Source organism: Archaeoglobus sp. (assembly GCF_017656475.1).
Lineage (GTDB): Archaea > Halobacteriota > Archaeoglobi > Archaeoglobales > Archaeoglobaceae > Archaeoglobus.
Genome location: NZ_JACDNT010000012.1, coordinates 22,595 through 41,413, shown reverse-complemented (window position 1 = coordinate 41,413; position 18,819 = coordinate 22,595). Strand labels below are relative to the sequence as shown.

28 protein-coding genes and 1 tRNA gene are annotated in these 18,819 nt (G+C 48.1%); 17 read left to right on the top strand and 12 right to left on the bottom strand.

Features of this window, described 5'->3' with window-relative positions:
• Positions 1 to 3: 3 nt before the first annotated feature.
• The 11 genes from H0Z19_RS05215 to H0Z19_RS05165 are packed head-to-tail and all read left to right on the top strand — an operon-like array spanning position 4 to position 4,299.
• Positions 4 to 147 (top strand): DUF1540 domain-containing protein, encoded by a 144-nt coding sequence (locus H0Z19_RS05215; protein ID WP_290724497.1) that lies wholly within the window; start codon positions 4 to 6, stop codon positions 145 to 147.
• Positions 144 to 434, top strand: coding sequence for a hypothetical protein (locus H0Z19_RS05210; protein ID WP_290724496.1), 291 nt, complete (start codon positions 144 to 146; stop codon positions 432 to 434). The genes H0Z19_RS05215 and H0Z19_RS05210 overlap by 4 nt, the downstream gene beginning before the upstream one ends.
• Positions 434 to 616, top strand: a complete 183-nt coding sequence (locus H0Z19_RS05205; protein ID WP_290724495.1) for a hypothetical protein — start codon at positions 434 to 436, stop codon at positions 614 to 616. Before H0Z19_RS05210 ends, H0Z19_RS05205 begins: the two co-directional genes overlap by 1 nt.
• A gap of 24 nt (positions 617 to 640) precedes the next feature.
• The gene (locus tag H0Z19_RS05200) at positions 641 to 1,372 is read left to right on the top strand and encodes a DNA polymerase sliding clamp (protein WP_290724493.1); all 732 of its coding nucleotides are present in this window, start codon (positions 641 to 643) and stop codon (positions 1,370 to 1,372) included.
• A gap of 2 nt (positions 1,373 to 1,374) precedes the next feature.
• A complete protein-coding gene (locus H0Z19_RS05195) occupies positions 1,375 to 1,965 on the top strand; it encodes a ribonuclease H-like domain-containing protein (protein WP_290724491.1) in 591 nt (196 codons plus the stop codon).
• Positions 1,962 to 2,636, top strand: coding sequence for a DUF5131 family protein (locus H0Z19_RS05190; protein WP_290724489.1), 675 nt, complete (start codon positions 1,962 to 1,964; stop codon positions 2,634 to 2,636). The genes H0Z19_RS05195 and H0Z19_RS05190 overlap by 4 nt, the downstream gene beginning before the upstream one ends.
• Complete coding sequence (locus tag H0Z19_RS05185) at positions 2,633 to 2,896, top strand: hypothetical protein (RefSeq protein ID WP_290724487.1); 264 nt, start codon at positions 2,633 to 2,635, stop codon at positions 2,894 to 2,896. Before H0Z19_RS05190 ends, H0Z19_RS05185 begins: the two co-directional genes overlap by 4 nt.
• Positions 2,897 to 2,930: 34 nt before the next feature.
• On the top strand, positions 2,931 to 3,491 hold the full coding sequence (locus H0Z19_RS05180; protein WP_290724485.1) for a hypothetical protein: 561 nt from the start codon (positions 2,931 to 2,933) through the stop codon (positions 3,489 to 3,491).
• A 10-nt stretch (positions 3,492 to 3,501) separates the two neighbouring features.
• Positions 3,502 to 3,831, top strand: coding sequence for a hypothetical protein (locus H0Z19_RS05175; protein WP_290724483.1), 330 nt, complete (start codon positions 3,502 to 3,504; stop codon positions 3,829 to 3,831).
• Complete coding sequence (locus H0Z19_RS05170; RefSeq protein ID WP_290724482.1) at positions 3,828 to 4,067, top strand: hypothetical protein; 240 nt, start codon at positions 3,828 to 3,830, stop codon at positions 4,065 to 4,067. Before H0Z19_RS05175 ends, H0Z19_RS05170 begins: the two co-directional genes overlap by 4 nt.
• Positions 4,060 to 4,299 carry a hypothetical protein gene (locus H0Z19_RS05165; protein ID WP_290724480.1) on the top strand — a complete coding sequence of 80 codons (240 nt, stop codon included), beginning with the start codon at positions 4,060 to 4,062 and terminating at the stop codon, positions 4,297 to 4,299. The genes H0Z19_RS05170 and H0Z19_RS05165 overlap by 8 nt, the downstream gene beginning before the upstream one ends.
• A 105-nt stretch (positions 4,300 to 4,404) precedes the next feature.
• On the opposite strand, the gene H0Z19_RS05160 is transcribed toward H0Z19_RS05165, so the two are convergent.
• Positions 4,405 to 5,628 carry a site-specific integrase gene (locus H0Z19_RS05160; RefSeq protein WP_290724477.1) on the bottom strand — a complete coding sequence of 408 codons (1,224 nt, stop codon included), beginning with the start codon at positions 5,626 to 5,628 and terminating at the stop codon, positions 4,405 to 4,407.
• A gap of 71 nt (positions 5,629 to 5,699) precedes the next feature.
• Positions 5,700 to 5,771 (bottom strand) — tRNA-His (locus tag H0Z19_RS05155).
• A gap of 214 nt (positions 5,772 to 5,985) precedes the next feature.
• Between H0Z19_RS05155 and H0Z19_RS05150 the strand changes: the two genes are divergently transcribed.
• The 3 genes from H0Z19_RS05150 to H0Z19_RS05140 are packed head-to-tail and all read left to right on the top strand — an operon-like array spanning position 5,986 to position 8,259.
• Positions 5,986 to 6,444, top strand: a complete 459-nt coding sequence (locus tag H0Z19_RS05150) for a 30S ribosomal protein S15 (RefSeq protein ID WP_290724473.1) — start codon at positions 5,986 to 5,988, stop codon at positions 6,442 to 6,444.
• A 31-nt stretch (positions 6,445 to 6,475) separates the two neighbouring features.
• The gene (lysA, locus tag H0Z19_RS05145; RefSeq protein WP_290724472.1) at positions 6,476 to 7,735 is read left to right on the top strand and encodes a diaminopimelate decarboxylase; all 1,260 of its coding nucleotides are present in this window, start codon (positions 6,476 to 6,478) and stop codon (positions 7,733 to 7,735) included.
• Positions 7,732 to 8,259, top strand: coding sequence for a metallophosphoesterase (locus tag H0Z19_RS05140; RefSeq protein WP_290724471.1), 528 nt, complete (start codon positions 7,732 to 7,734; stop codon positions 8,257 to 8,259). The genes lysA and H0Z19_RS05140 overlap by 4 nt, the downstream gene beginning before the upstream one ends.
• A gap of 89 nt (positions 8,260 to 8,348) precedes the next feature.
• On the opposite strand, the gene cofH is transcribed toward H0Z19_RS05140, so the two are convergent.
• From cofH to H0Z19_RS05120, 4 genes are read right to left on the bottom strand one after another with little or no spacing between them, the layout of a single operon-like run.
• Positions 8,349 to 9,353, bottom strand: coding sequence for a 5-amino-6-(D-ribitylamino)uracil--L-tyrosine 4-hydroxyphenyl transferase CofH (cofH, locus tag H0Z19_RS05135; RefSeq protein WP_365892414.1), 1,005 nt, complete (start codon positions 9,351 to 9,353; stop codon positions 8,349 to 8,351).
• Positions 9,340 to 10,314, bottom strand: a complete 975-nt coding sequence (gene cofG / locus H0Z19_RS05130) for a 7,8-didemethyl-8-hydroxy-5-deazariboflavin synthase subunit CofG (RefSeq protein ID WP_290724469.1) — start codon at positions 10,312 to 10,314, stop codon at positions 9,340 to 9,342. Before cofG ends, cofH begins: the two co-directional genes overlap by 14 nt.
• Positions 10,315 to 10,350: 36 nt before the next feature.
• Positions 10,351 to 10,956: a KaiC associated regulatory domain-containing protein gene (locus H0Z19_RS05125; protein ID WP_290724468.1), complete on the bottom strand. Its 606-nt coding sequence runs from the start codon at positions 10,954 to 10,956 to the stop codon at positions 10,351 to 10,353.
• A gap of 15 nt (positions 10,957 to 10,971) precedes the next feature.
• The gene (locus tag H0Z19_RS05120; RefSeq protein ID WP_290724466.1) at positions 10,972 to 11,841 is read right to left on the bottom strand and encodes a KaiC domain-containing protein; all 870 of its coding nucleotides are present in this window, start codon (positions 11,839 to 11,841) and stop codon (positions 10,972 to 10,974) included.
• A gap of 96 nt (positions 11,842 to 11,937) precedes the next feature.
• Here H0Z19_RS05120 and H0Z19_RS05115 point away from each other — a divergent pair, with 96 nt between their 5' ends.
• Positions 11,938 to 12,924 (top strand): phosphate uptake regulator PhoU, encoded by a 987-nt coding sequence (locus H0Z19_RS05115; protein ID WP_290724464.1) that lies wholly within the window; start codon positions 11,938 to 11,940, stop codon positions 12,922 to 12,924.
• Here H0Z19_RS05115 and H0Z19_RS05110 read toward each other — a convergent pair.
• On the bottom strand, positions 12,881 to 13,504 hold the full coding sequence (locus tag H0Z19_RS05110) for a YIP1 family protein (RefSeq protein WP_290724462.1): 624 nt from the start codon (positions 13,502 to 13,504) through the stop codon (positions 12,881 to 12,883). The two genes, H0Z19_RS05115 and H0Z19_RS05110, sit on opposite strands and share 44 nt — an antisense overlap.
• A gap of 74 nt (positions 13,505 to 13,578) precedes the next feature.
• Between H0Z19_RS05110 and H0Z19_RS05105 the strand changes: the two genes are divergently transcribed.
• The gene (locus tag H0Z19_RS05105; RefSeq protein WP_290724460.1) at positions 13,579 to 14,283 is read left to right on the top strand and encodes a DUF72 domain-containing protein; all 705 of its coding nucleotides are present in this window, start codon (positions 13,579 to 13,581) and stop codon (positions 14,281 to 14,283) included.
• Here the strand turns inward: H0Z19_RS05105 and H0Z19_RS05100 are convergent.
• Complete coding sequence (locus H0Z19_RS05100; protein WP_290724458.1) at positions 14,240 to 15,184, bottom strand: inorganic phosphate transporter; 945 nt, start codon at positions 15,182 to 15,184, stop codon at positions 14,240 to 14,242. The two genes, H0Z19_RS05105 and H0Z19_RS05100, sit on opposite strands and share 44 nt — an antisense overlap.
• Positions 15,185 to 15,271: 87 nt before the next feature.
• On the opposite strand from H0Z19_RS05100, the gene H0Z19_RS05095 reads away from it, so the two are divergent.
• On the top strand, positions 15,272 to 15,826 hold the full coding sequence (locus H0Z19_RS05095; protein WP_290724457.1) for a class I SAM-dependent methyltransferase: 555 nt from the start codon (positions 15,272 to 15,274) through the stop codon (positions 15,824 to 15,826).
• On the opposite strand, the gene H0Z19_RS05090 is transcribed toward H0Z19_RS05095, so the two are convergent.
• From H0Z19_RS05090 to H0Z19_RS05075, 4 genes are all read right to left on the bottom strand, one after another.
• Positions 15,810 to 16,136 (bottom strand): hypothetical protein, encoded by a 327-nt coding sequence (locus H0Z19_RS05090; protein WP_290724454.1) that lies wholly within the window; start codon positions 16,134 to 16,136, stop codon positions 15,810 to 15,812. The genes H0Z19_RS05095 and H0Z19_RS05090 overlap by 17 nt on opposite strands.
• 76 nt (positions 16,137 to 16,212) lie before the next feature.
• Positions 16,213 to 17,028 (bottom strand): DMT family transporter, encoded by an 816-nt coding sequence (locus H0Z19_RS05085; RefSeq protein WP_290724452.1) that lies wholly within the window; start codon positions 17,026 to 17,028, stop codon positions 16,213 to 16,215.
• 38 nt (positions 17,029 to 17,066) lie between these two features.
• A complete protein-coding gene (locus H0Z19_RS05080) occupies positions 17,067 to 18,146 on the bottom strand; it encodes a DUF1646 family protein (protein ID WP_290724451.1) in 1,080 nt (359 codons plus the stop codon).
• Between the two features lie 65 nt (positions 18,147 to 18,211).
• The gene (locus tag H0Z19_RS05075; RefSeq protein ID WP_290724449.1) at positions 18,212 to 18,796 is read right to left on the bottom strand and encodes a Kae1-associated kinase Bud32; all 585 of its coding nucleotides are present in this window, start codon (positions 18,794 to 18,796) and stop codon (positions 18,212 to 18,214) included.
• Positions 18,797 to 18,819 lie beyond the last annotated feature (23 nt).

The window sequence follows — 18,819 nt, the reverse complement described above, 5'->3', positions numbered from 1 at the left end:
CTGATGCCTGCTGTTGAATGCAACAATGTAGATTGCCGCTACAATGACAGAGGTTTCTGTGAAGCAGAGATTATTGAGATTAGGGCACGGAGATGCGTGACTCCTGAAGTCGATGAGGAGCTTTTAGAGGAGGAGGCTGATGCGTGATGACGACGATGGTTGGCACCGTGGATGAGTTTATTGATCTACTGCAGAAGATGAAAAAGGACGGCTACAAGTACGTGGTGATATCAGAAGATTTAGAAGGGCAGTTATCAGCTCCATCTAAACGCAAAAAATACTTCCGAATCGGTTTTGCCTTCTCAGAGAAAGTTTTCAGCAATAACAGAGATCTCAGACTATTCCTTAGCAACCCAACTTACGCATTCGTCGTTTTCAAGGATGTGGAGTTTATCGCTGGCGATTTCAGAAAGTTTGAGGAGGCTGATGCCTGATGTTTGCCTTTTCAACTCGAATTTTTGTATGCTACGATTGTGATCCAGAAAATCCGTGCATTCTGATTGTTCCAGAGTTTAATACTGAAAAAAAGCCAATCTGCCCGTTCAATCCGTCGATTAAGAAATGGGTTGAACTCAAGTGGCCACCTGGCTCTTCTGAAGGAGGGCAGAGAGGATGAGGTGGAAGAGGTGGCTGATGCCTGATGCAGGTCCTGGGCTTTAAGGGCAGATTGAGGGCTGGCATCCTCGCCGACGTGGTCAAAGCAGCGAGCGTGATCGCCTGGGAGGTCAGGGCCCACTTCGACGAGGGCCTGCACATCAGGGCGGTGAACCCGGAGAATGTGGCGATGGTCATCATCGACGTCCGGGGTTCGGCCTTCGAAAGCTTCAATGGCAAACTCACCGCAGGTCTGGACCTCGACAGGCTGAAGAACACCATCAGGGCCTTCTCCTCCAGAGACATCATCGACCTCGAGATAGGAGACAGGATCACACTCAGCAACGGCAGGATCTCCTACACCCTCCCTCTGCTGAAGCCGGAGTCCATCAGGAGGGAGCCCAAGGTCCCCAACCTTGAGCTCCCGGCCGTGGTGGAAATAGCCCTGGAGGACTTCAAGAAGGTCGTGGGTCTGGCGGAGAAGATCTCGGACGCGGTGGTGCTGCAGACAGACGGAGAAGCATTCGTGATGGAGGCGCAGGGGGACATGGACTCGATCAGGGCCACCTTCCCCTCCGACAAATTAGTGGACTACAACGGAGGGGAGGCGAGGAGCATGTTCGCCGTCGAGTACCTCAAGGAGTTCTGCAAGGCCGCAAAGCCGAAGGATGTGCTGACGATCCACCTTGGCAACGACTACCCGGCGAGGTTCGTCCTCGACGGAGACGACGTCAGGGTGGAGTACATCCTGGCCCCGAGGATCGAAACGGAGGGCTGATCATGATCCTCTCCCTCACCGCCATAATCCTCGACATCGAAACCACCGGCCTCAACCCCCTGGAGGACGAGATCGTCGCCGTAGGGATGAGAACGCCTAGTGCCCTGGAGGTCCACACGGCAGAGGACAACACGGAGAGGGCCCTGGTTGAGCACATCCTTCTGGAGCTCTCGAGGTGGCCCAACCCGGTGCTGGTGGGCTACAACATCACGGGCTTCGACCTGCCGTTTCTGACGGCGAGGGGCCTCAAACACTCCCTGCCCGTGCACGTGCTAAGGGACTGCTACCGGATCGACCTCATGCACATCGTGCAGCGCTACCTCCTCACCAACAGGAGGTACTGCAAGCTCTCAGAAATCGCCTCTTTCCTGGATATTAGGGTGGAGGACGATGTTACAGGAGCGGATGTCCCAGAGCTCGTCAGGCAGGGCAGGTGGGACGAGGTCGAGGATCACTGCCGGAAGGACGTCGAAACCACCTACCGCCTCTTCAGGAGGCTCCAGGAGCTGGCCCTCCACAACCTCCAGGTGAGGTACAATGTGGGACCGCTGCAGATGGTGGAGGTAAATGGAGGGGAGGTTGAGGAGCCATGAACCGCACCAAAATCGAGTGGACAGACTTCACCTGGAACCCCGTGACCGGCTGCCTCCACGGATGCCCCTACTGCTACGGCAGAAAGATCGCCAACCGCTTTAGGTCCATATTCCCAAATGGGTATAAGCCCACATTCCACCCTGAGAGGTTAGAGGAACCTTACAAGCTCAAAAAACCGTCAAAAATTTTCGTCTGCTCGATGGGCGACCTCTTCGGCAACTGGGTTCCTGCAAAGTGGATTGAGGCCGTAATCAAGGTCGCTGAAGACAACCCGCAGCACATATTTCAGTTTCTGACCAAGAATCCGGCAAGGTACAGAGAGTTCAGGTTCCCAGAGAACTGCTGGCTCGGCACCACAGTTACAAGCTACGAAGATCAGGACCGCATATTCGACCTGCCGAGGTACGAGGAGAATGGCAGAACTATCAACTTCGTGAGCTTCGAGCCTCTTCTCGGTCCGGTTTACATCAGTGGTTGGATCTGGGCACACATTGATTGGGTCATCATCGGCGCTCAGACCAACCCGTACAAACCACCAAAGCCAGAATGGGTCGATAGTATAATTATCGAGGCGAGGTTACACAGAAAGCCCGTTTTCCTTAAAGACAACCTCCGCTGGCCTGAGAAGATTCAGGAGTTTCCGGAGGTAAAAGGGGTTGAGCAGCCATGAGGTCCGCATGTGTCCAGGATCCAGAGGTGGGGCCTACCTCGAACATAGTCCGGCTGTTCCGCCACCTCCAGCCTACGGAGCAGAAGCGTGTCCTCGACATCCTCCAGGACGAACTCCACAAGACGGGCTTCGAGTGCACCTACTGCGGCCGCAGGGTGAGGGATCCGGTGTGGCTGGCCAACCTTCCGTTGTGCCGCTCCTGCCACCAGAGGATCTTCAGCCCTGTAGAGAAGAGGAGGATGGTCTATGGGAAGTGGTGAGGTGCCCCGTGAGACTCCTGCACCGGGTGGTGGCATGAACCTGGAGGAGTACAGACGGTGGCTCGAGGAAAACGGCAACCAAGAAGAGCGGAAGGCTTACGAGGTCGCAGAATGGATTATAAAATATCACCTCGCAGATGTGAAGGCATACGACTGGGAGGAGGAGCTGCTTCCGAGGTTCTGGTACACCGCTCATGACGAGAAACTCGAGTTCGATCTTCTGATCAAGCTCAAATGGGTGAACAAAAGAAAATACGAAAGATGGATAGGTATAGAGTTCAAGGAGACCGATTTCAGGAAGGTCGTCACCCAGGCCGTGGCGAGATCGTCCTACGTCGACTACATGTGGGTTGCCACCAACATGGTGATCCCAGACACAGCTACCCTTCTTGAGCTGATAGACTACGGAATAGGCTGGGTAATATGGGATGAAGACTTCGTCAAGATCCTCATCCCTGCGAGATTTGAGAGAGGCCACCTCGTTGAGATGTTCAGATACCTGGCTGAAAGAGAGCTCAGAAGTGCTGCTGAAAGGCTGCTGAACGATGCAAGAGTTGCCCAGGGTATGAGGAGCTTGCTGGACTTCGTGAAGTAGGTGATCCACAATGCCCCGTAAGCACACATGCCCTGTATGCGGCAGAACCTTCTCTTCAAAATCCGCAGAGTACGAGCACTTCAACCGAGAGCATGTGGGCAAGCTGGACAAGGACGGCCTTGAATACGCCGTGAGCGTCGGCATACCACTCTGGAAGATGTTCAGGGACTGCGAGAGGGTGACGAAAGAGGCATTCGAATATGCGGTCAGCCTGGGAGTCAGCCCGGAGGAGTTGCTGAGAGTCTGCAGGGATAACGGAACGGAGCTGCTCTTCGACGTTGAGAAGTGGATGAGGGGGCATAAGGGGCAGGCGACACTGGAGGCGTGGGTGGTGGGATGACCTGTAGAGAGCCCGAGTGGTGCCTGACGGCAACTTGGACGTTCATACCCATTGCATTGATTATCGCAGCGATAAGCCTTGCAATCACCATCTGGCAGAGCGTGCACCAGCCCGTTTACACGTGCGACCTCAGGGTGGAATTTCCAGACCTGACGACGTATCTGGTGGGCTTCTCCACGGGGGCCGTCCTCGGCCTGGCGGTGGGAACTCTGGTGGGGAGGGAGAAGGATGATTGACAGAGACGGAAAGATACGAATCGAGAAGAAGCACAACGAGGGGCTGTACAAGTTCGTCAGAAGGAACCTGGAGTCGGTTGAGGGAGTTGACCTCAAAGAGGTCGTCGGGATAATCAACAGCAACACCATCCAGGAGGCAGCACTTAGGCTCGGTATGGACTCAATCCAGCTAATGATCTTTGTAGGGCACCTCTATAGGGCTAAAATCGTTAGGGAGGTGAGAGTGACTTGAAGATGAGAGAAATAGTCCTCCGGGCCGTAAAGAGGGTTTCGGAGGAGTATGGAGTACCGGAGGAGAAAGTCCTGAAGGCGGCAATGAAGCTCAAAGAACAAAAAATTAAGATTTGATTTCTCCTTCAGCTTTAAGAATCTCAACAAGCATATTCTTTATCTTCTCTTCAATCAGCCTCTCTAAGCTGTCGTCCATCACTGCCTCGATTATCTCCTCGTCTCCGAACTCCATGGCCAGCTTTGCGGGGTCCAGAGCCGCCTTGCACTTCCAACACCTCTGCCTGAAGGGCTCGTTGAACTCCCCGCAGATGCCGCACTTTACCGGCTGCAGGCGCTTCACGTCAGGCTCCATCTCATCTCCATTGATCAGCCCCAGCTCCTTGAGGATCTTCTTATCGGCATCTGCATCGACGAGCTTCGCATACCTCCTCAGATGCCTCGAGCCTGGAATGTGTCCGCTCCTCTTGCTCAACTGCTGCTCCGTCAGAAGCACCGACCAGAGCGTTATCCCTGTGTGCCTGAAGTTGTAGGGGGAAAAGCGCTTCCTCTTCCTTATCCCAGCCCTTTTGAACAGTCTGTCGAGGATGCGATCGTAAGCAGCGTTATCTATCGGCATCACCACACCATTGCGGAACTTGTTGAGGTCAAGCCACATCGGAGCATTTGGATCATTCTTGAGGGGATGAATACTCAACCACCTGGAGACATAAGGCAACGAGAAGCTCAGGTGGGGCGACCGGCGGAAGGTCTTGCTCCTCCGCATCTCGACCCTTATGCCCCATGGGTCCCTCACGAAGTCCCCCACTGTGAGGGTGAGGACCTCCTCTGGTCTGCATGCGAGGTCGAGGTGGCACATGATGAGTGCTGGATCCCTGTCGTTCATCGCCACACTCACGAGCTTCAGCACCTCATCGACACTCAGAAGGTCGTCCCTCGTCAGCTCGTTGTCCTGTGGCTCCTTTCTCTTGATTTTGTTCGCCAGCTCCTCTTTTCCCCGAAATTTCAGGAAGTACTTTAGAGCCTTCTTGTACTCGTTTATGGTGTTGAGTTTGTCATAACTCAACTCGACGGATGCGAGAAGATCTTCAACACTGTCCTCGTCGAGGTTCTCAAGGTCTGCATCGAACTTCTCGCACAGCAGCCTAAGGGACTTCATCTCCCTCTGCACCCTCGCTATGCTGATTCCCCTCGCAAACCTGTGGTTCATGTACCTCAGAATCAACTTCTTGTTCTTCTCGGAAATTGGGCTCCTTTCGAGGAGCCTAAGCTCCCTCTTGAGTGCGCCCTCGTAGTCTATGCTCCTCCAGGTCTCCATGTCCACCATAATCATGTTTTTACTTCTGTTAGAAGAGCTATTTAAACCCTGCAAATTTGTCCCCGTGCCTCCAACCCTATTATATGGGCCCGGACCGGGATTCGAACCCGGCTCCTGGGATCCACAGTCCCAGAGGATGACCACTACCCCATCCGGGCCAGCAAGGTAAGCAGATCTGCACTCAGGGTTTGCCGTCAGGATATAAATCCTTTTTTGATGGAGATGTTTATGATGGTTTACGAGAGCATTGGCGTGGGACGGTATTCGCAAAACAATTAATAAGTTCTGACTTTAGGTCTGAGTACACTTAAAGGCTCTTGGAACGCAAGTTATATATTCCAATCCCAAGAAGAGGGCTGAGAGGTGACGATCATGGCAAGAATTCATGCAAGAAGGAGAGGTAAATCAGGATCAAAAAGAATCTATAGAGACTCACCACCGGAATGGGTGGACATGTCTCCAGAAGAGGTTGAAAAGAAGGTACTGGAGCTTTACAATGAGGGATACGAGCCGAGCATGATCGGAATGATTCTAAGAGACCGCTACGGCATTCCGTCAGTGAAGCAGGTTACGGGGAAGAAGATCCAGAAAATTCTGAAAGAGCACGGAGTTGAGATAAAGTATCCTGAGGATCTTAAGGCTCTCATAAAGAAGGCACTGAAGCTCAGGGCACATCTTGAAGTCCACAGGAAGGACAAGCACAACAGGAGAGGGTTGCAGTTAATCGAGGCCAAAATCTGGAGGCTCTCAAGCTATTATAAGGAGAAGGGAGTGCTGCCAGCGGACTGGAAGTACAATCCAGAAAGACTCAAAATTGAGATTTCAAAGTAACTATTTTTAACCTATTCGTTCTTTTAATTTCATGTTCTTAAGCAGTGATGGGATTCTGACTATTGAGAATGTGAAAGTCACGGAAATAGTCGAGGAGACGGGCACTCCCGTTTACATCACATCCAAAGCCATACTCGAAAACAACCTGAACGCTTACAAGAGCGCTTTTCCAAACGAGGGCTTGCTTTACGCGGTAAAGGCGAACAACAACCTCGCTCTGATGAAAATAATTGCTTCTCACGGCTTTGGAGCCGACGTCTTTAGTGACGGAGAACTATACCTCGCCTCCCTCGCAGGGTTTGACAAAAAGAAAGTTCTCTTCAACGGAAATTCAAAGAGCAGGAAAGAGATTGAAATGGGAATAACTGCCGGAGTTAAATTCAGCGTTGATAGCTTGGATGAACTTAGAACGATTTCTGAGATTGCAAGAGAGAGTGGAAAGGAGGTTGAGATAGCCTTCCGCGTAAATCCGGATGTCGATCCAAAAACTCATCCAAAGATTGCTACAGGGCTAAAAGAGTCAAAGTTCGGCATTCCGCACGAAATGGTGAGGGAGGCATATGAACTGGCACTAAAACTCGACGGTGTTGTCCCTGCAGGAATACACTGCCACATCGGCAGCCAGATTCTCGACCTCTCCCCATTCGTGCATGCCTTGAACAAAGTGATGGACATTGCAAAGGAAATAGAGCAATTGGGTGTTGATCTACGCTTTGTTGACATGGGTGGTGGCCTCGGAATTGATTACGAGGGTAAAGGTGCTCCCACACCAAAAGACTTCGCAAACGCAATACTTCCGGAATTTGAGAAAAGAAAGGCTGAGCTAAACTCCGACCCACAGCTCTGGCTTGAGCCGGGAAGGAGCATTGTCGGCAACACCACAGTGCTAATTACGAGGGTTAATGCCGTAAAGAGGGGCTATAAGAACTTTGTTGCTGTTGATGCAGGTTTCAACATTCTGATAAGGCCTGCAATGTATGGCTCCTACCACAGAGTGGCTGTGGCGAACAAGATGAACGCGGAGGCTGAGGAAACCTACACCGTTGTTGGACCGATATGTGAGAGCGGGGATATTTTGGCGAAAGACAGGAAGCTCCCAAAAGTTGAAGCTGGTGATTTGATAGCGGTTTTCGATGCTGGTGCTTATGGCTTCGTGATGAGCAGTCAGTACAACGGAAGACCAAGATGCGCAGAAGTTCTTGTAAATGGCGATAAATGGAATGTAATCAGGGAGAGGGAGAGTTACGGTGATTTAATCGCAAAGCAGAAATTGCCTGACTGGCTGCTATGAAAATCCTAATTTTTGGTGACACGCACATCCCGGAAAGGGCAAAGGAGATTCCAAGGGAGTTCGTGGAGTATCTCGAAGGCTTCGATATCGTTGTTATCACCGGAGACCTCACATCAGAGAGAGTCTTGAGATTCGGTGAGAGGCTTGCAGAAACGGTGATAGCTGTTAGGGGAAACATGGATCATCTCGCACTCCCGCAATCAGCTAAGTTCAGGGTCGAGGATTTTCGTTTTGGAGTTGTTCACGGGCATCAGGTTTATCCAAGAGGTAACAGAGAACAGCTCGAAGAGATTGCAACTGAGATGGGTGTTGACGTGCTGATTTCAGGTCACACTCATCTTCCTGACATTTATTATGGAAATAAAATTCTGCTGAACCCCGGATCGATGACGGGCGTTTGGGGCGGCGGAGCTTTTTCAACAATACCGTCCTTTATCATTCTGGAAGTCAAGGGAGGCAGAATACAGGGGAAATTATACAGGCTGCTTAACGGAGAAGTCGTTGCCGAGCAGTTCTCGTTTTAGATAAAAAAGATAAACCGTTTTGCAGACAATAAAATGGCCGATGATGACTGATGGGCGACCTGAGAAATGATGAAAGGGAGAGTCTGAGGCTACTCCAAAATGTTGTAGAGCGTATCTCTCTGTTTCGGAATTCTTCCTGCCACCTTTATCAGCTCTCTCAGCTCCTCTGGTAGCATGAATTCACCAGAAGTTGCTCCGGCTGATTTGGAGATGTTCTCTTCCATCAGAGTTCCTCCCAGATCGTTCGCACCTACATGAAGCGCCGCCTGAGCCAACTTCTGACCCATCTTCACCCAGGACGCCTGTATGTTTCTGATTTCAGGGTAGAGGAGAATTCTTGAAATGGCAATCATCAGAAGGTCATCAAATCCCGAACTCCCCTTCGAATACTTTCCGAGCTCGTTGTTTTTGGACATAAAGGGCAGGGGAATGAGTTCGGTAATCCCTCCGGTTTCTTGCTGTATTTTCTTAATAAGGAGAAGGTGGTTTATTCTATTCTCCCACGTGTCGATGTGACCGTACATTATCGTTGCCGTTGTCGGTATTCCCACTCTGTGGGCGGTTTTTATGACCTCAACCCACTCAGCCGTTTTGAGCTTCTTGGGGCAGATGAACGACCTTATCCTGTCGTCGAGAATTTCCGCAGCTGTGCCGGGCATAGAGCCCAAACCCTCTTTTTTAAGCTCTTTCAAAACGTCTTCCACGGCCATATTGCTGTTCCTCGCCGCATGCACAACCTCCATAGGTGAGAAGGCGTGAATGTGTATTTTTTTATCAACTTCTCTTACAGCCTGAAGGATTGAAACGTAAAAGTCAATGTCAGCATTTGGTAACAAACCGCCCTGTATGCAAAGCTCCGTGCAACCGAATTCAACTGCTTCCTCGACTTTCTGCTTGATTTCCTCGAGACTCAGCAGATACTTTCTTCTGTTACGGAAGGAGCAGAACTTGCAGTCGTTGATACAGATGTCTGTGAAATTTATGTTCCTGTTAACCACATAAGTTACAGTATCTCCAACCAGTTCCCTTCTCAGCTCATCAGCAACTCTGAGAGTTTCATAAGGATTCCTTAGCAAATCGTCAAGGGCGAGCATAACCATCAGCGTCCGAATACCTTTCAATTAACGGCTCTATGGTCTCAGCATACCATTTAAGCTTTACGAATTTTGGATAAATGGGCAGCCTCTCTTTAAGTATAAACTCCCCACGGAGAGCTTTTTCAAGTCTTTCAATCTCAGGCCACGGCGACTCTGGATTTATGTAGTCGTGAGTGACGCTGGAAATCCCACCAACATCGTTAGCTCCAGCCTTTATGAAGGGGTAGATGTCATCAACTAAATTTGGTGGAATCTGCACAGCAACTTCTTCGGGCAGTATCTCTCTTGCGGCCTTTACCGCATCCAGCATCTCCTCGGCAGTGGGTGGAGGGTGATTTTCCATTGGCGTACCTTTCTTTGGCTTAAAATTCTGGATAATCACCTCCTGAATGTGCCCGTAGTTTTCGTGGAGGTCTGCAATAACTTCGAGAGAGTAAAGTCTATCTTCCCTCTTTTCCCCTATCCCAATAAGAATTCCGGTCGTAAATGGAATTTGAAGCTTTCCCGCATCTCTAATCATCTTTATCCTGACTTCTGGCCTCTTTCCAGGGCTGTTCGCATGACATTCAAGCTCTACAGCCTGCTCAAGCATTAGGCCCATACTGGCGTTGTATGGCTTTAGCTTCCGCATCTCCTCCTTGCTGAGAATGCCGGCGTTTGTATGAGGTAAGAAGCCCATATCCAAAGCGACTCTGTTCATTTCAAGTATGTATTCGAGCATGGTTTTGTAACCCATTTCGTTGAGTGCCTTTCTGAATTCAGGGTAAGCCTCGTCTGGCCTCTCTCCAAAGGTGAACAAAGCCTCCTTGGCACCCTTAGCCGCTGACAGAACACTTCTTACCTCTTCTTCACTCATTATGTTTATCTCTTCGCTTCTGAATCCGCAATAGTCGCAGCGGTTTCTGCAATTTCTTGTGAGGGGGATGAAAACGTTTTTAGAGTAGGTTACGATTTCCACAACTCAAGTAAACAGAGGTTAAAAAAAGATTTGGGATTAAATGTGCAGTTTTATTTCGTGCAAAAGCTGTGCAGGGGACTTTACCGGATAGTTAATCTTCTCAAGAATCTCCTCAATGCTCTTGCCCTTTATTACCATCCCCTTAAGCCTTTCGAGCAGCTTATCCTTCTCTACTGGGAAATCCAATCCCTTAATTCTCGCAAGCACGTGCACCGCCCAGTCTATGTCCAGAACCTCAAGCTCTTCATGCTTTATCTCGACCTCCTCTGTATCAAGCCTGCCCTCCTCCTTCAGCTTTTTGTAGGCGAGTTTTGCTATCCCACCAGCAATGTGCTCCTTCGGCCTGTCCTCAAGCTCTCCTTCGAGGTACTTCTTAACCTCCTCTTCATCTGCCGTGGCGATGTTCTTTGCCGTCTGCTCTGTTATCCCAAGCTCCCTGGCAATCTCTCCGTACGTTTTCATGGCCTCGTTTTTCAGCACAACAACATATGCCGCTTCAGCAAGACTCGGCAGCCAGGTGAGATTCCTGTACTCGATTAGCTTCTTCAAACCACCGAGGAGGTTTATGCTCTCATAGAACACTTTCTCTGCCATTTTATCTATATTTCCACCTTTTGGCCTGGCAATAACCTCAAATCCCATATCCACCACCCCCCATTATTTTTCCTCTTCAAGGTCTTTCTTCCCCCTCTTCTTGATGTACTCGCTCAGTGGGGCTACAATTTCAATTGTTCCAATCTCGCTGATTTCGAAAACCCATACTCTTGAATCGTGAGGAGCAATTCTGCATCCGTCAATCCTTATTGTTCTGAGAACGCTACCCAGGGGGAGACCGTAAAGGCTAACATCCCAGCGAGATTCTATCAGCTTCTTGTCGAGAACAATTGTTCCATCAACAATGTGCGCGACAGCCAGTCCACCAGCAGCTTCTGCACTCTCACTCGCCTGTGCAGATCTCTTCTGTGAGACGAAAATTCCCGTCTGGCGATGCTTCTTCATGAAGTTGAAGAACTGCCTTACTATCTGTCTTGCCATCATCTCTTTATGCTCGTAGAGACCTGTGATGCTGTCTATTATGGTGTTGGTAATCTTCTTCTCTCTGATCGCGTAGGCCATGGTCTCCATGAGGGCTTTTGGGTTCTCTCTAAGCTCATCGCTTTCACTCGCATCTATAACGACAACGTTGCTTTCCACCTTGCTGAAGTCTACACCCATCGCCTCACACCTTTCCTTCATTGCCGTATAGAGGAAATGCGCTGGACTCTCAACCGTCACGTAGAGAACTCTGTAACCGTTTCCAGCCTGGGTTATGGCGAACTGCTCAGCCAGCAGTGATTTCCCTGTATCGGGAACTCCAGTAATATTCATTACCGCGAGGTGAGGAATACCTCCAAGGGGTTTTTTAACGTACCTATCACCTTCTCTCTCAACCCTGTAGAAGAGCTCATCAAGCTTGGTCCCCGTCGGAATGCCGAAGAGTTTTGGAGCCTTACTTTCAAGCTCCTTAAGCTCATAGTACTTATACATGTTATATTTTATGGTGGTTCTGAATTTATAGTTATCTATTAGTGGAACATCAAGAAAAGGAAAGGTATTTTAATCACTTAATAGGAGTACGTATCAATGGAAGTCAGAAAACTTCAGTTAATAGGCGGTTCAAGCTACATGGTAAGTCTGCCGAAGAACTGGGTAAAGGATAACGAGTTAAAGCAGGGCGACGACATCTACCTGCAGGTTGAGGATAGCGTGATAACTCTTTATCCAAAATCTTTTCGAGAGTTTTCCAGAGTAACAAGCGTTCACATTGAAAAATTGTTCAGGCTCGACGAAAAGTTCGTGCGGAGGTTCATTTACGCTCTTTACCTGCAGGGGATTGATGAAATAGTCATCAGCGATGATAGGATAAACGCGAGGATGGTCAGCAAAATAGGGGAGATAGTGAAAGATTTGATTGGAATGGAAATAATTGATGCAACAGAGGGCAAAGTTGTGCTGAAGTGCCTAACTTCAACGGATTTCGATGTCTATGGCGTTGTAAGGAGAATGAGCCAGATTATACAGAGCATGATAGAGACGATAATAGAAGCCATAGAAAAGGGAGACAGGGAAGTTCTGAAGGACATTGAAAACCTCGAAAAGGATTCAGACAGACTTTATCTGCTGGCAGTCAGGCAGGAACACAGGCTAGTCAGAGAGTTCTCAAGTCCGAGTAAGTGGAATGAACTAAGGCTGATATTGGGAATAAGAACCGTTGCAAAGCTGATTGAAGAAATTGCCGACTCACTTTACAACTTCTCGACCTACGCTGTTGAAATGACTCCGGAGGAGCTTAAGAGGGCAAGAGGCTACTTTGAAACGCTTGGCAAAATTTTTGATTCCCTAGCAAAGGCATACTTCAACTCTGATGTTGAGCTTTCCGAGGAAACAATAGAAAAGCTTGAGGAGCTTGAGGAATTGCTTTTGAGCAACATGGAGGGTGGAGTCTATTACAGACTGGCAGTTGAGACTATTTTAAGCGCCTGCAGACACATGAAGTCCATAGGTGAGATAGCCTTCAACAAGTCAGTCAGGGAGTCCCTGAGAGAAATGAGAAAATCAGCGAAGACATAGTCAGCAGGATGTATGCGATGAATACTATCCCCGCTGCAATCGCTGAGTTTCTTAAATCCAGATTTCTTGCATTTTTGACAGCAAAAGTCCAGTAAACTGCCTGCCACAATGTCGTAGCAATTCCCAAAATCGTGTTTGGCAGAAGGGAGCTTTTCAGTCCGTAAAGCACCTGCTGAGTCGTTTCGTAGCTGAGGTAAATCGATATCGGGCTAAGGATTATGACCGGGATGTAGGAATAAGCCACAAGCTTTGCGAGATTGCCGAAACTCCCCTCCCCACCGAAAAGTGCTGAGAGTATGTGGAGAACAACTGAGATTATCAGCCATAAGACGAGTGTTGTGATGAAGGGAGAGATTAGCATTCCATAATATGTCATGTTAAGCATTGCTTCGATCTGTTCCTCGGTAAGAGTCCCTACCTCTGAAATTCGCTCTCGCACGTTCTCAAGCACTACTGGGGCAACTACGTAGGAAGCAAGGGATGAAATAACAGCAGCAACAATAACAATCGCCAATGCCTCGCCAAATCCCTTATCCAGCCTTTTTCTCAAAAAACTGTCCGGATTTGTGATTACCTCCATGTTGACACTTGATGTCAGATGTATATATCTTTTTCCAAGGACAATCTTTTGTAGCTGCCGGATAATTAAACAACATGGAGTTGAAAGTGGGATGCTGCGGCTTCCCCGTTTCGATGAAAAAGTACTTCGAAACGTTCAATGTTGTAGAAGTCCAGAAGACGTTTTACAAGCCACCAGAAGTTAAAACAGCCGAGAAATGGAGGAAATCCGCACCTGAAGTTTTTGAATTCACCATCAAGGCGTGGCAGGTAATCACTCACCCCCCAAACAGCCCCACCTACAGAAAGGCGGGGATTAAATTCGAGAACTGCGGGTTTTTCAAACCAACAGAAGTTGTTTTTATGGCATGGGAAAAAACGAGAGAGATTGCAGAAGCCTTGAAGGCGAAAATAATCGTCTTCCAAACACCAAGGAGCTTCAGAGACACTGAGGAAAACATAGAAAATATGCGAACCTTTTTTGGCAGCATTGAGAGGAAGTTCACCTTTTGCTTTGAGCCGAGGGGCTGGTGTGGGGAGAATATAAGGAAAATATGTGGGGAGCTGGATTTAATCCACGTCGTTGACCCCTTCGTGTCCAAGCAGCTTTACGGAGAAATATGCTACTACAGGCTTCATGGATTTGATTACAAGCATAAATATACCGACGAGGAGCTTGAAAACCTGTTGAGAATGATTGACAGGGACGGGTATGTGATGTTCAACAACGTGCACATGTTTGACGATGCGCTCAGATTCAAAAAACTTGTTGAGAGAGAAGCAGGGTTACAGCAAAGCTGACAGTGAAGGATGCAAATGGTGTAAGAATCCAGCTCGCAACAATTCTTTTCAGGAAGGCAAACTTAACTCCCCTGACACTCTTGTATAAGCCAACTCCCGTTACAGCACCAACAGTGCAGTAGGTTGTTGAGACTGGCATTCCAATGGCTGTGAAAAGCAAAACTGTCAGTCCAGCAGCAAACTGTGCAGCAAATCCCGTGAAGGGGTCGAGAGCAGTAATCCCTTTTCCCACAACCTCTGCAACTCTAACACTGACTATCCATGCACCGAGGAAAAGCATTGCAGAGCCAAGCAGGGCAGCTTCGAAGACATTCATCGCTCCAAACGCCACTATGGGGGCGAGAGCTGTTGCAAGCTCATTCGCTCCGGTGTTGAATCCAATTATCGTTGCTCCAACGAACAATAGTACTCTCAGAACCCTCTCAACTTTCAACGCGGGAAGCTTTGATAGAGTATTCTCCATGACCCAGTAAATAAATATGGAGAGGAAAAGTGCCCCAAAAGGTGAGACAATCCACGAGAGGATGATTTTGGCTACAGTATTAACATCAATTCTGTTCCCAAGAGCGAATGCCGAGCCGATGAGGCTCATGACGATTGCCTGATGGCTTGAAACGGGAGTGCGGAGGTAGTTTGCAACAACAATTGCCGCCGAGGAAATTATCAGTGAGACGGAGACCACAATTTCGTTAAGCTCAACAAGCTCCCTGCCCACAGTATCCATTACTCTACCACTGCCAAACAGCATTCCGGCAAAAACCAGCAGGAAAAGAATGTAAGATGCTCTCTTTATCGTAAGCAGACCGCATCCTACGCAAATCCCAAAAGAGTTACAGGTATCGTTAGAGCCAATCGCAAAGGCTATCGCAAGCGCTGCAATGAGGGCGATGGTTACGTCCATTGAGTTTCTTAACGCCAGACCATACTTATTTTTTTCCGAGAGAGAGAAGCGCGAAAAGACATAAATTCTGGAGTTTAAGTGAAAACTATGGACATCTTTGACAGAAACGCCGAAAGGTATGATGCTTGGTACGACAAAAACAGGGAGCTTTACGAGGCTGAGCTGGAACTGCTCCCAAAGCCAGTCTCACCTTCATTGGAAATTGGAGTGGGAACCGGAAGATTCGCAATAATAGGGATTGATATTGGAATAGACATTTCACTCCAGATGCTCAAAATTGCGAGGAAAAGAGGAGTTGAATGCGTCTGGGGAGATGCTGCCAACCTTCCATTCAAAGACAAATCATTCCGCTCAGTTTATCTCGTTTTTACGCTCTGCTTCCTCGACAATCCATATAGGGTTCTCAGAGAAATTAAGAGAGTCCTAAATGGCATACTCGTTACGTGTATAGTTCCCGCAGACTCAAGGTTGGGGAGAGAATACGCCAGAAAGGACAGTCCGTTCTACCAAAAAGCGAGATTCTACACTGAAAAAGAAGTAATAGACATGCTTCAGGACACAGGCTTCAAAGTCAAAGAAATAAGGAGAAGAAGGCTAAAATACGATGAAAAGGACTTTGTTTGCTTTATTGCTGAGAGTTGAACTCAAGCTCCTCTTTCAGTTTTTCTATCTCCTTTTCAAGCTCGTCAAGCTCTGCGAACCCAAACTCCTTCTCCCCCACTCCGGCAAGTCTCCAGAACAGTCTCGCGACTATCGGCATCATCTTGCCCGCATAGCCCGGAGAGTGTGGTAGGAGCTTTGCAGCTAAATCCCCAAGTTTTTCAAGCTGTTCCTTAGTCAATTTATCTAGATTCATACTGGCTTCACCGAGAAGGGAAACTCCTGCCCCCACAATTTTTTCTCTCTGAGCGTAATACTTCGCAGCCTCACTCGTTATTCTGTGCACGCCCATACTATCACCTTAATTTTATCTTTGTTTTCAAACTATATGAAGATTGCGATAAATCAAAATTTCTCATTTTTCACGGCTATATTCTGAGAGAAACGATGATTACCGCAAGCAATATTAAAAATGCTCCAAAGTACTGCAGCGGTGTTAATATCTCTGCCAGAACCAAAACGCTGAATAGGTGGGCAAAAACTCCTTCGAGAGACAGAATCACGGCGGCATCAGAGGACTTAGTGTAGCTCTGGAGCCAGTTCTGCAACATTTTTGCAACGAAAGTTGCGAAGAATGCGGTTATGAGAAGACAAATAATTACGGTTGTGTTTATTTCAAATTTTGTGGTGATGAATACAGCAAACGGGGCGGAGAGGATAAATATGGCAAAAGCCTGCCAGAATGCGAGCATTGTCGGATTTGTTATGCGAGAGTAGTGGGAAATCATGGCTATCTCCGCTCCAAAGAAGAGAGCGCAGAAGAGCATAAGAATGTCTCCAATATTGAATCCTGAATAACCTGAGAGGAAATAGAATCCGATGAAAGCCAGCAAAACACCTGAAACGTCTCTTCTGTCGAACACGTCCTTGTAGACGAGCCACGAGATGATTGGAGCAAGAACCACATAGGTTGAGGTTATGAAGCCAGCATTCGTTGCGGTGGTGTAGTCAAGCCCCACTGTCTGAAAGGTATAGCCAAGGAAGGAGACAACGCCTATTTTAAATCCATCCTTGAAATCCCACCCTTTCAGGAAGGGAAGGAAGAAAAGACATGCAATGAAGAATCTAACGGTGTTGAAAGCAAATGGGGACATGCTGTCGAGGGCTATCTTTACTACCGGAAACGTGGATCCCCAGATCAGAGCGACCAGAGCCAGTCCGAGGTCGGCGTAGAGGCGCTTCACTCCCCTCCCATCTCCGCGTTGTTTATAAGGTTACCTTTTCACAGCAGATAGATTATCACGAAGAAAACACCCATCATGAGCAGTCCAAGCGGGACGCCTATTTTTGCCCACTCGCTCATCGTAATTCTCAGCCTCCCGGCAGCAACGATGTTCGGAATGTTTCCCGGAATCAGCATACCTCCTGAGATTATAAGACCCATCAGAGCACCCTTTATCTGCAGTTCTGTAAGCTGGGGACCTATTTCTGCAGCAGCGAGGGTTGCGTTATCGAGAATTGCTGAAACCATGTTCACCCAGTATATTATCTCAGGCGGAATCTTTGATATGTACCAGTCAATGATTGGCGCAAATCCTTCTCCGAGCAGCACCAATGCTGCGATGAAGACATAAACTCTTATCGCCCTTACAACAACAGTTCTCAAAGTCTCTGTGTATTCGGGGATTTCTATCTCTTTAACGGAAACGCCACCCACTCTAATCGCTGAGTAAATGCCCAGAATGATAACTGAAGGAATTATGTACTCTCCAACAAGTTCTACGAGGTAGAAGAAGTCCTCGTTGAGCTTCTTGACTACGATTGTGGAGAGAGGCTCACCTATTGGTGTGAGTGCGGCTCCTAAACCTACAGCGAAACACGCTATAACCACAAACTCGATTTTTGATTTTCTTTCCAAGGGCATCACAAGTGCAATTTCAGCAAGTATTACAGCGGAGACTATAACAGATATTATGCTGGAAATTAGGCCGAAAACTGTCACTACAAGGAAGGCAAATGCCCTGATACCCATTTTCTTTAGGACTCCAACAAGAAAAGAGTAAACCTGCTTATTGTAGTAGTGGATTATCAATCCTACAATCAGCACAACCTGAAATATGCCTATCGGAATTCCCATAAATTCGGTAATCTTAACAGGTGTTTCGAGAGCTTCGACAATGAGTTTCGTGCTCCACAGACCACTTACTGTTACGGCAGCAATCCCCATTATTAAAAAGAATGGCTCAAGATTCTCCTCAACTTTTCTGACTCTGAACGGGAGAATCAATACAAGAAGAAGGATTATGAAGAGACCGGCGGCAATTAAGGGGTCCTCTTGCATATGGGGTTCTGCACCAACCATGTGCTTTCTTTTTCTACCAACATATAGTTTTTACGGGAAATTTTATACAGGAAATTGCCAGAGAATCACATACTAACTCTCTCAACATATCTCCCTCTTTCCTCTATTTCCTTCGCTCTTACCAAAACCTCTTCTTTGCCTCCCTCATCCAGATAACCTTCAATAAACGCATCTCTGAGCTTTTTCCAATCTTCAAAACTTGCCTTCAGCGATTCAAAGTAAACGTGGACATCGACACCCATCGGCTCCACCTTGTTGTCGAAGAACGCGAGCCCAAAATCGACGAAGTAAATTCTTCCATCACTCAGAATCAGATTCATTGGCGTTATGTCTCCGTGAATTATATTCGCTTTGTGGAGTTTTGCCGTCAGTCTTCCCACCTCCCTGCTAACTTCTTCGCTCATTGCATTTTTGACTGCTGTCCCGTGAATTCTCTCCATGATAATCGTATCTTCCTCGACATCAAGCACAATAGGTGTGGGAACTCCGGCCCTTCTTGCTGCAGAGATTATCTTCGCCTCCATCCTAGTCCTCCGCAGCCTCAGCTCCCTGTCAAGTACCCCTATCCTGTACCTCTTTGGAATTCTTGTTTTAATAACAACATCATCCAGAATTTTGACCTCGGCCTCCCCTCCAAGATAAACCTTCACGGTTTGAGAAAAGATGAATGGAA

What these genes read in the sequence shown, in the direction of transcription:
- cofH (WP_365892414.1), bottom strand. Translation starts at nt 9,353, where the DNA reads ATGCTCGCCCTTGACGATTTGCTAAGGAATCCTTATGAAACTCTCAGA.
- H0Z19_RS05215 (WP_290724497.1), top strand. Translation starts at nt 4, where the DNA reads ATGCCTGCTGTTGAATGCAACAATGTAGATTGCCGCTACAATGACAGA.
- H0Z19_RS05165 (WP_290724480.1), top strand. Translation starts at nt 4,060, where the DNA reads ATGATTGACAGAGACGGAAAGATACGAATCGAGAAGAAGCACAACGAG.
- H0Z19_RS05150 (WP_290724473.1), top strand. Translation starts at nt 5,986, where the DNA reads ATGGCAAGAATTCATGCAAGAAGGAGAGGTAAATCAGGATCAAAAAGA.
- H0Z19_RS05095 (WP_290724457.1), top strand. Translation starts at nt 15,272, where the DNA reads ATGGACATCTTTGACAGAAACGCCGAAAGGTATGATGCTTGGTACGAC.
- H0Z19_RS05160 (WP_290724477.1), bottom strand. Translation starts at nt 5,628, where the DNA reads ATGATTATGGTGGACATGGAGACCTGGAGGAGCATAGACTACGAGGGC.
- H0Z19_RS05125 (WP_290724468.1), bottom strand. Translation starts at nt 10,956, where the DNA reads ATGGGATTTGAGGTTATTGCCAGGCCAAAAGGTGGAAATATAGATAAA.
- H0Z19_RS05185 (WP_290724487.1), top strand. Translation starts at nt 2,633, where the DNA reads ATGAGGTCCGCATGTGTCCAGGATCCAGAGGTGGGGCCTACCTCGAAC.
- H0Z19_RS05195 (WP_290724491.1), top strand. Translation starts at nt 1,375, where the DNA reads ATGATCCTCTCCCTCACCGCCATAATCCTCGACATCGAAACCACCGGC.
- H0Z19_RS05115 (WP_290724464.1), top strand. Translation starts at nt 11,938, where the DNA reads ATGGAAGTCAGAAAACTTCAGTTAATAGGCGGTTCAAGCTACATGGTA.
- H0Z19_RS05080 (WP_290724451.1), bottom strand. Translation starts at nt 18,146, where the DNA reads ATGGTTGGTGCAGAACCCCATATGCAAGAGGACCCCTTAATTGCCGCC.
- H0Z19_RS05090 (WP_290724454.1), bottom strand. Translation starts at nt 16,136, where the DNA reads ATGGGCGTGCACAGAATAACGAGTGAGGCTGCGAAGTATTACGCTCAG.
- H0Z19_RS05200 (WP_290724493.1), top strand. Translation starts at nt 641, where the DNA reads ATGCAGGTCCTGGGCTTTAAGGGCAGATTGAGGGCTGGCATCCTCGCC.
- H0Z19_RS05120 (WP_290724466.1), bottom strand. Translation starts at nt 11,841, where the DNA reads ATGTATAAGTACTATGAGCTTAAGGAGCTTGAAAGTAAGGCTCCAAAA.
- H0Z19_RS05105 (WP_290724460.1), top strand. Translation starts at nt 13,579, where the DNA reads ATGGAGTTGAAAGTGGGATGCTGCGGCTTCCCCGTTTCGATGAAAAAG.
- H0Z19_RS05190 (WP_290724489.1), top strand. Translation starts at nt 1,962, where the DNA reads ATGAACCGCACCAAAATCGAGTGGACAGACTTCACCTGGAACCCCGTG.
- H0Z19_RS05170 (WP_290724482.1), top strand. Translation starts at nt 3,828, where the DNA reads ATGACCTGTAGAGAGCCCGAGTGGTGCCTGACGGCAACTTGGACGTTC.
- H0Z19_RS05205 (WP_290724495.1), top strand. Translation starts at nt 434, where the DNA reads ATGTTTGCCTTTTCAACTCGAATTTTTGTATGCTACGATTGTGATCCA.
- H0Z19_RS05180 (WP_290724485.1), top strand. Translation starts at nt 2,931, where the DNA reads ATGAACCTGGAGGAGTACAGACGGTGGCTCGAGGAAAACGGCAACCAA.
- H0Z19_RS05110 (WP_290724462.1), bottom strand. Translation starts at nt 13,504, where the DNA reads ATGGAGGTAATCACAAATCCGGACAGTTTTTTGAGAAAAAGGCTGGAT.
- H0Z19_RS05100 (WP_290724458.1), bottom strand. Translation starts at nt 15,184, where the DNA reads ATGGACGTAACCATCGCCCTCATTGCAGCGCTTGCGATAGCCTTTGCG.
- lysA (WP_290724472.1), top strand. Translation starts at nt 6,476, where the DNA reads ATGTTCTTAAGCAGTGATGGGATTCTGACTATTGAGAATGTGAAAGTC.
- H0Z19_RS05175 (WP_290724483.1), top strand. Translation starts at nt 3,502, where the DNA reads ATGCCCCGTAAGCACACATGCCCTGTATGCGGCAGAACCTTCTCTTCA.
- H0Z19_RS05140 (WP_290724471.1), top strand. Translation starts at nt 7,732, where the DNA reads ATGAAAATCCTAATTTTTGGTGACACGCACATCCCGGAAAGGGCAAAG.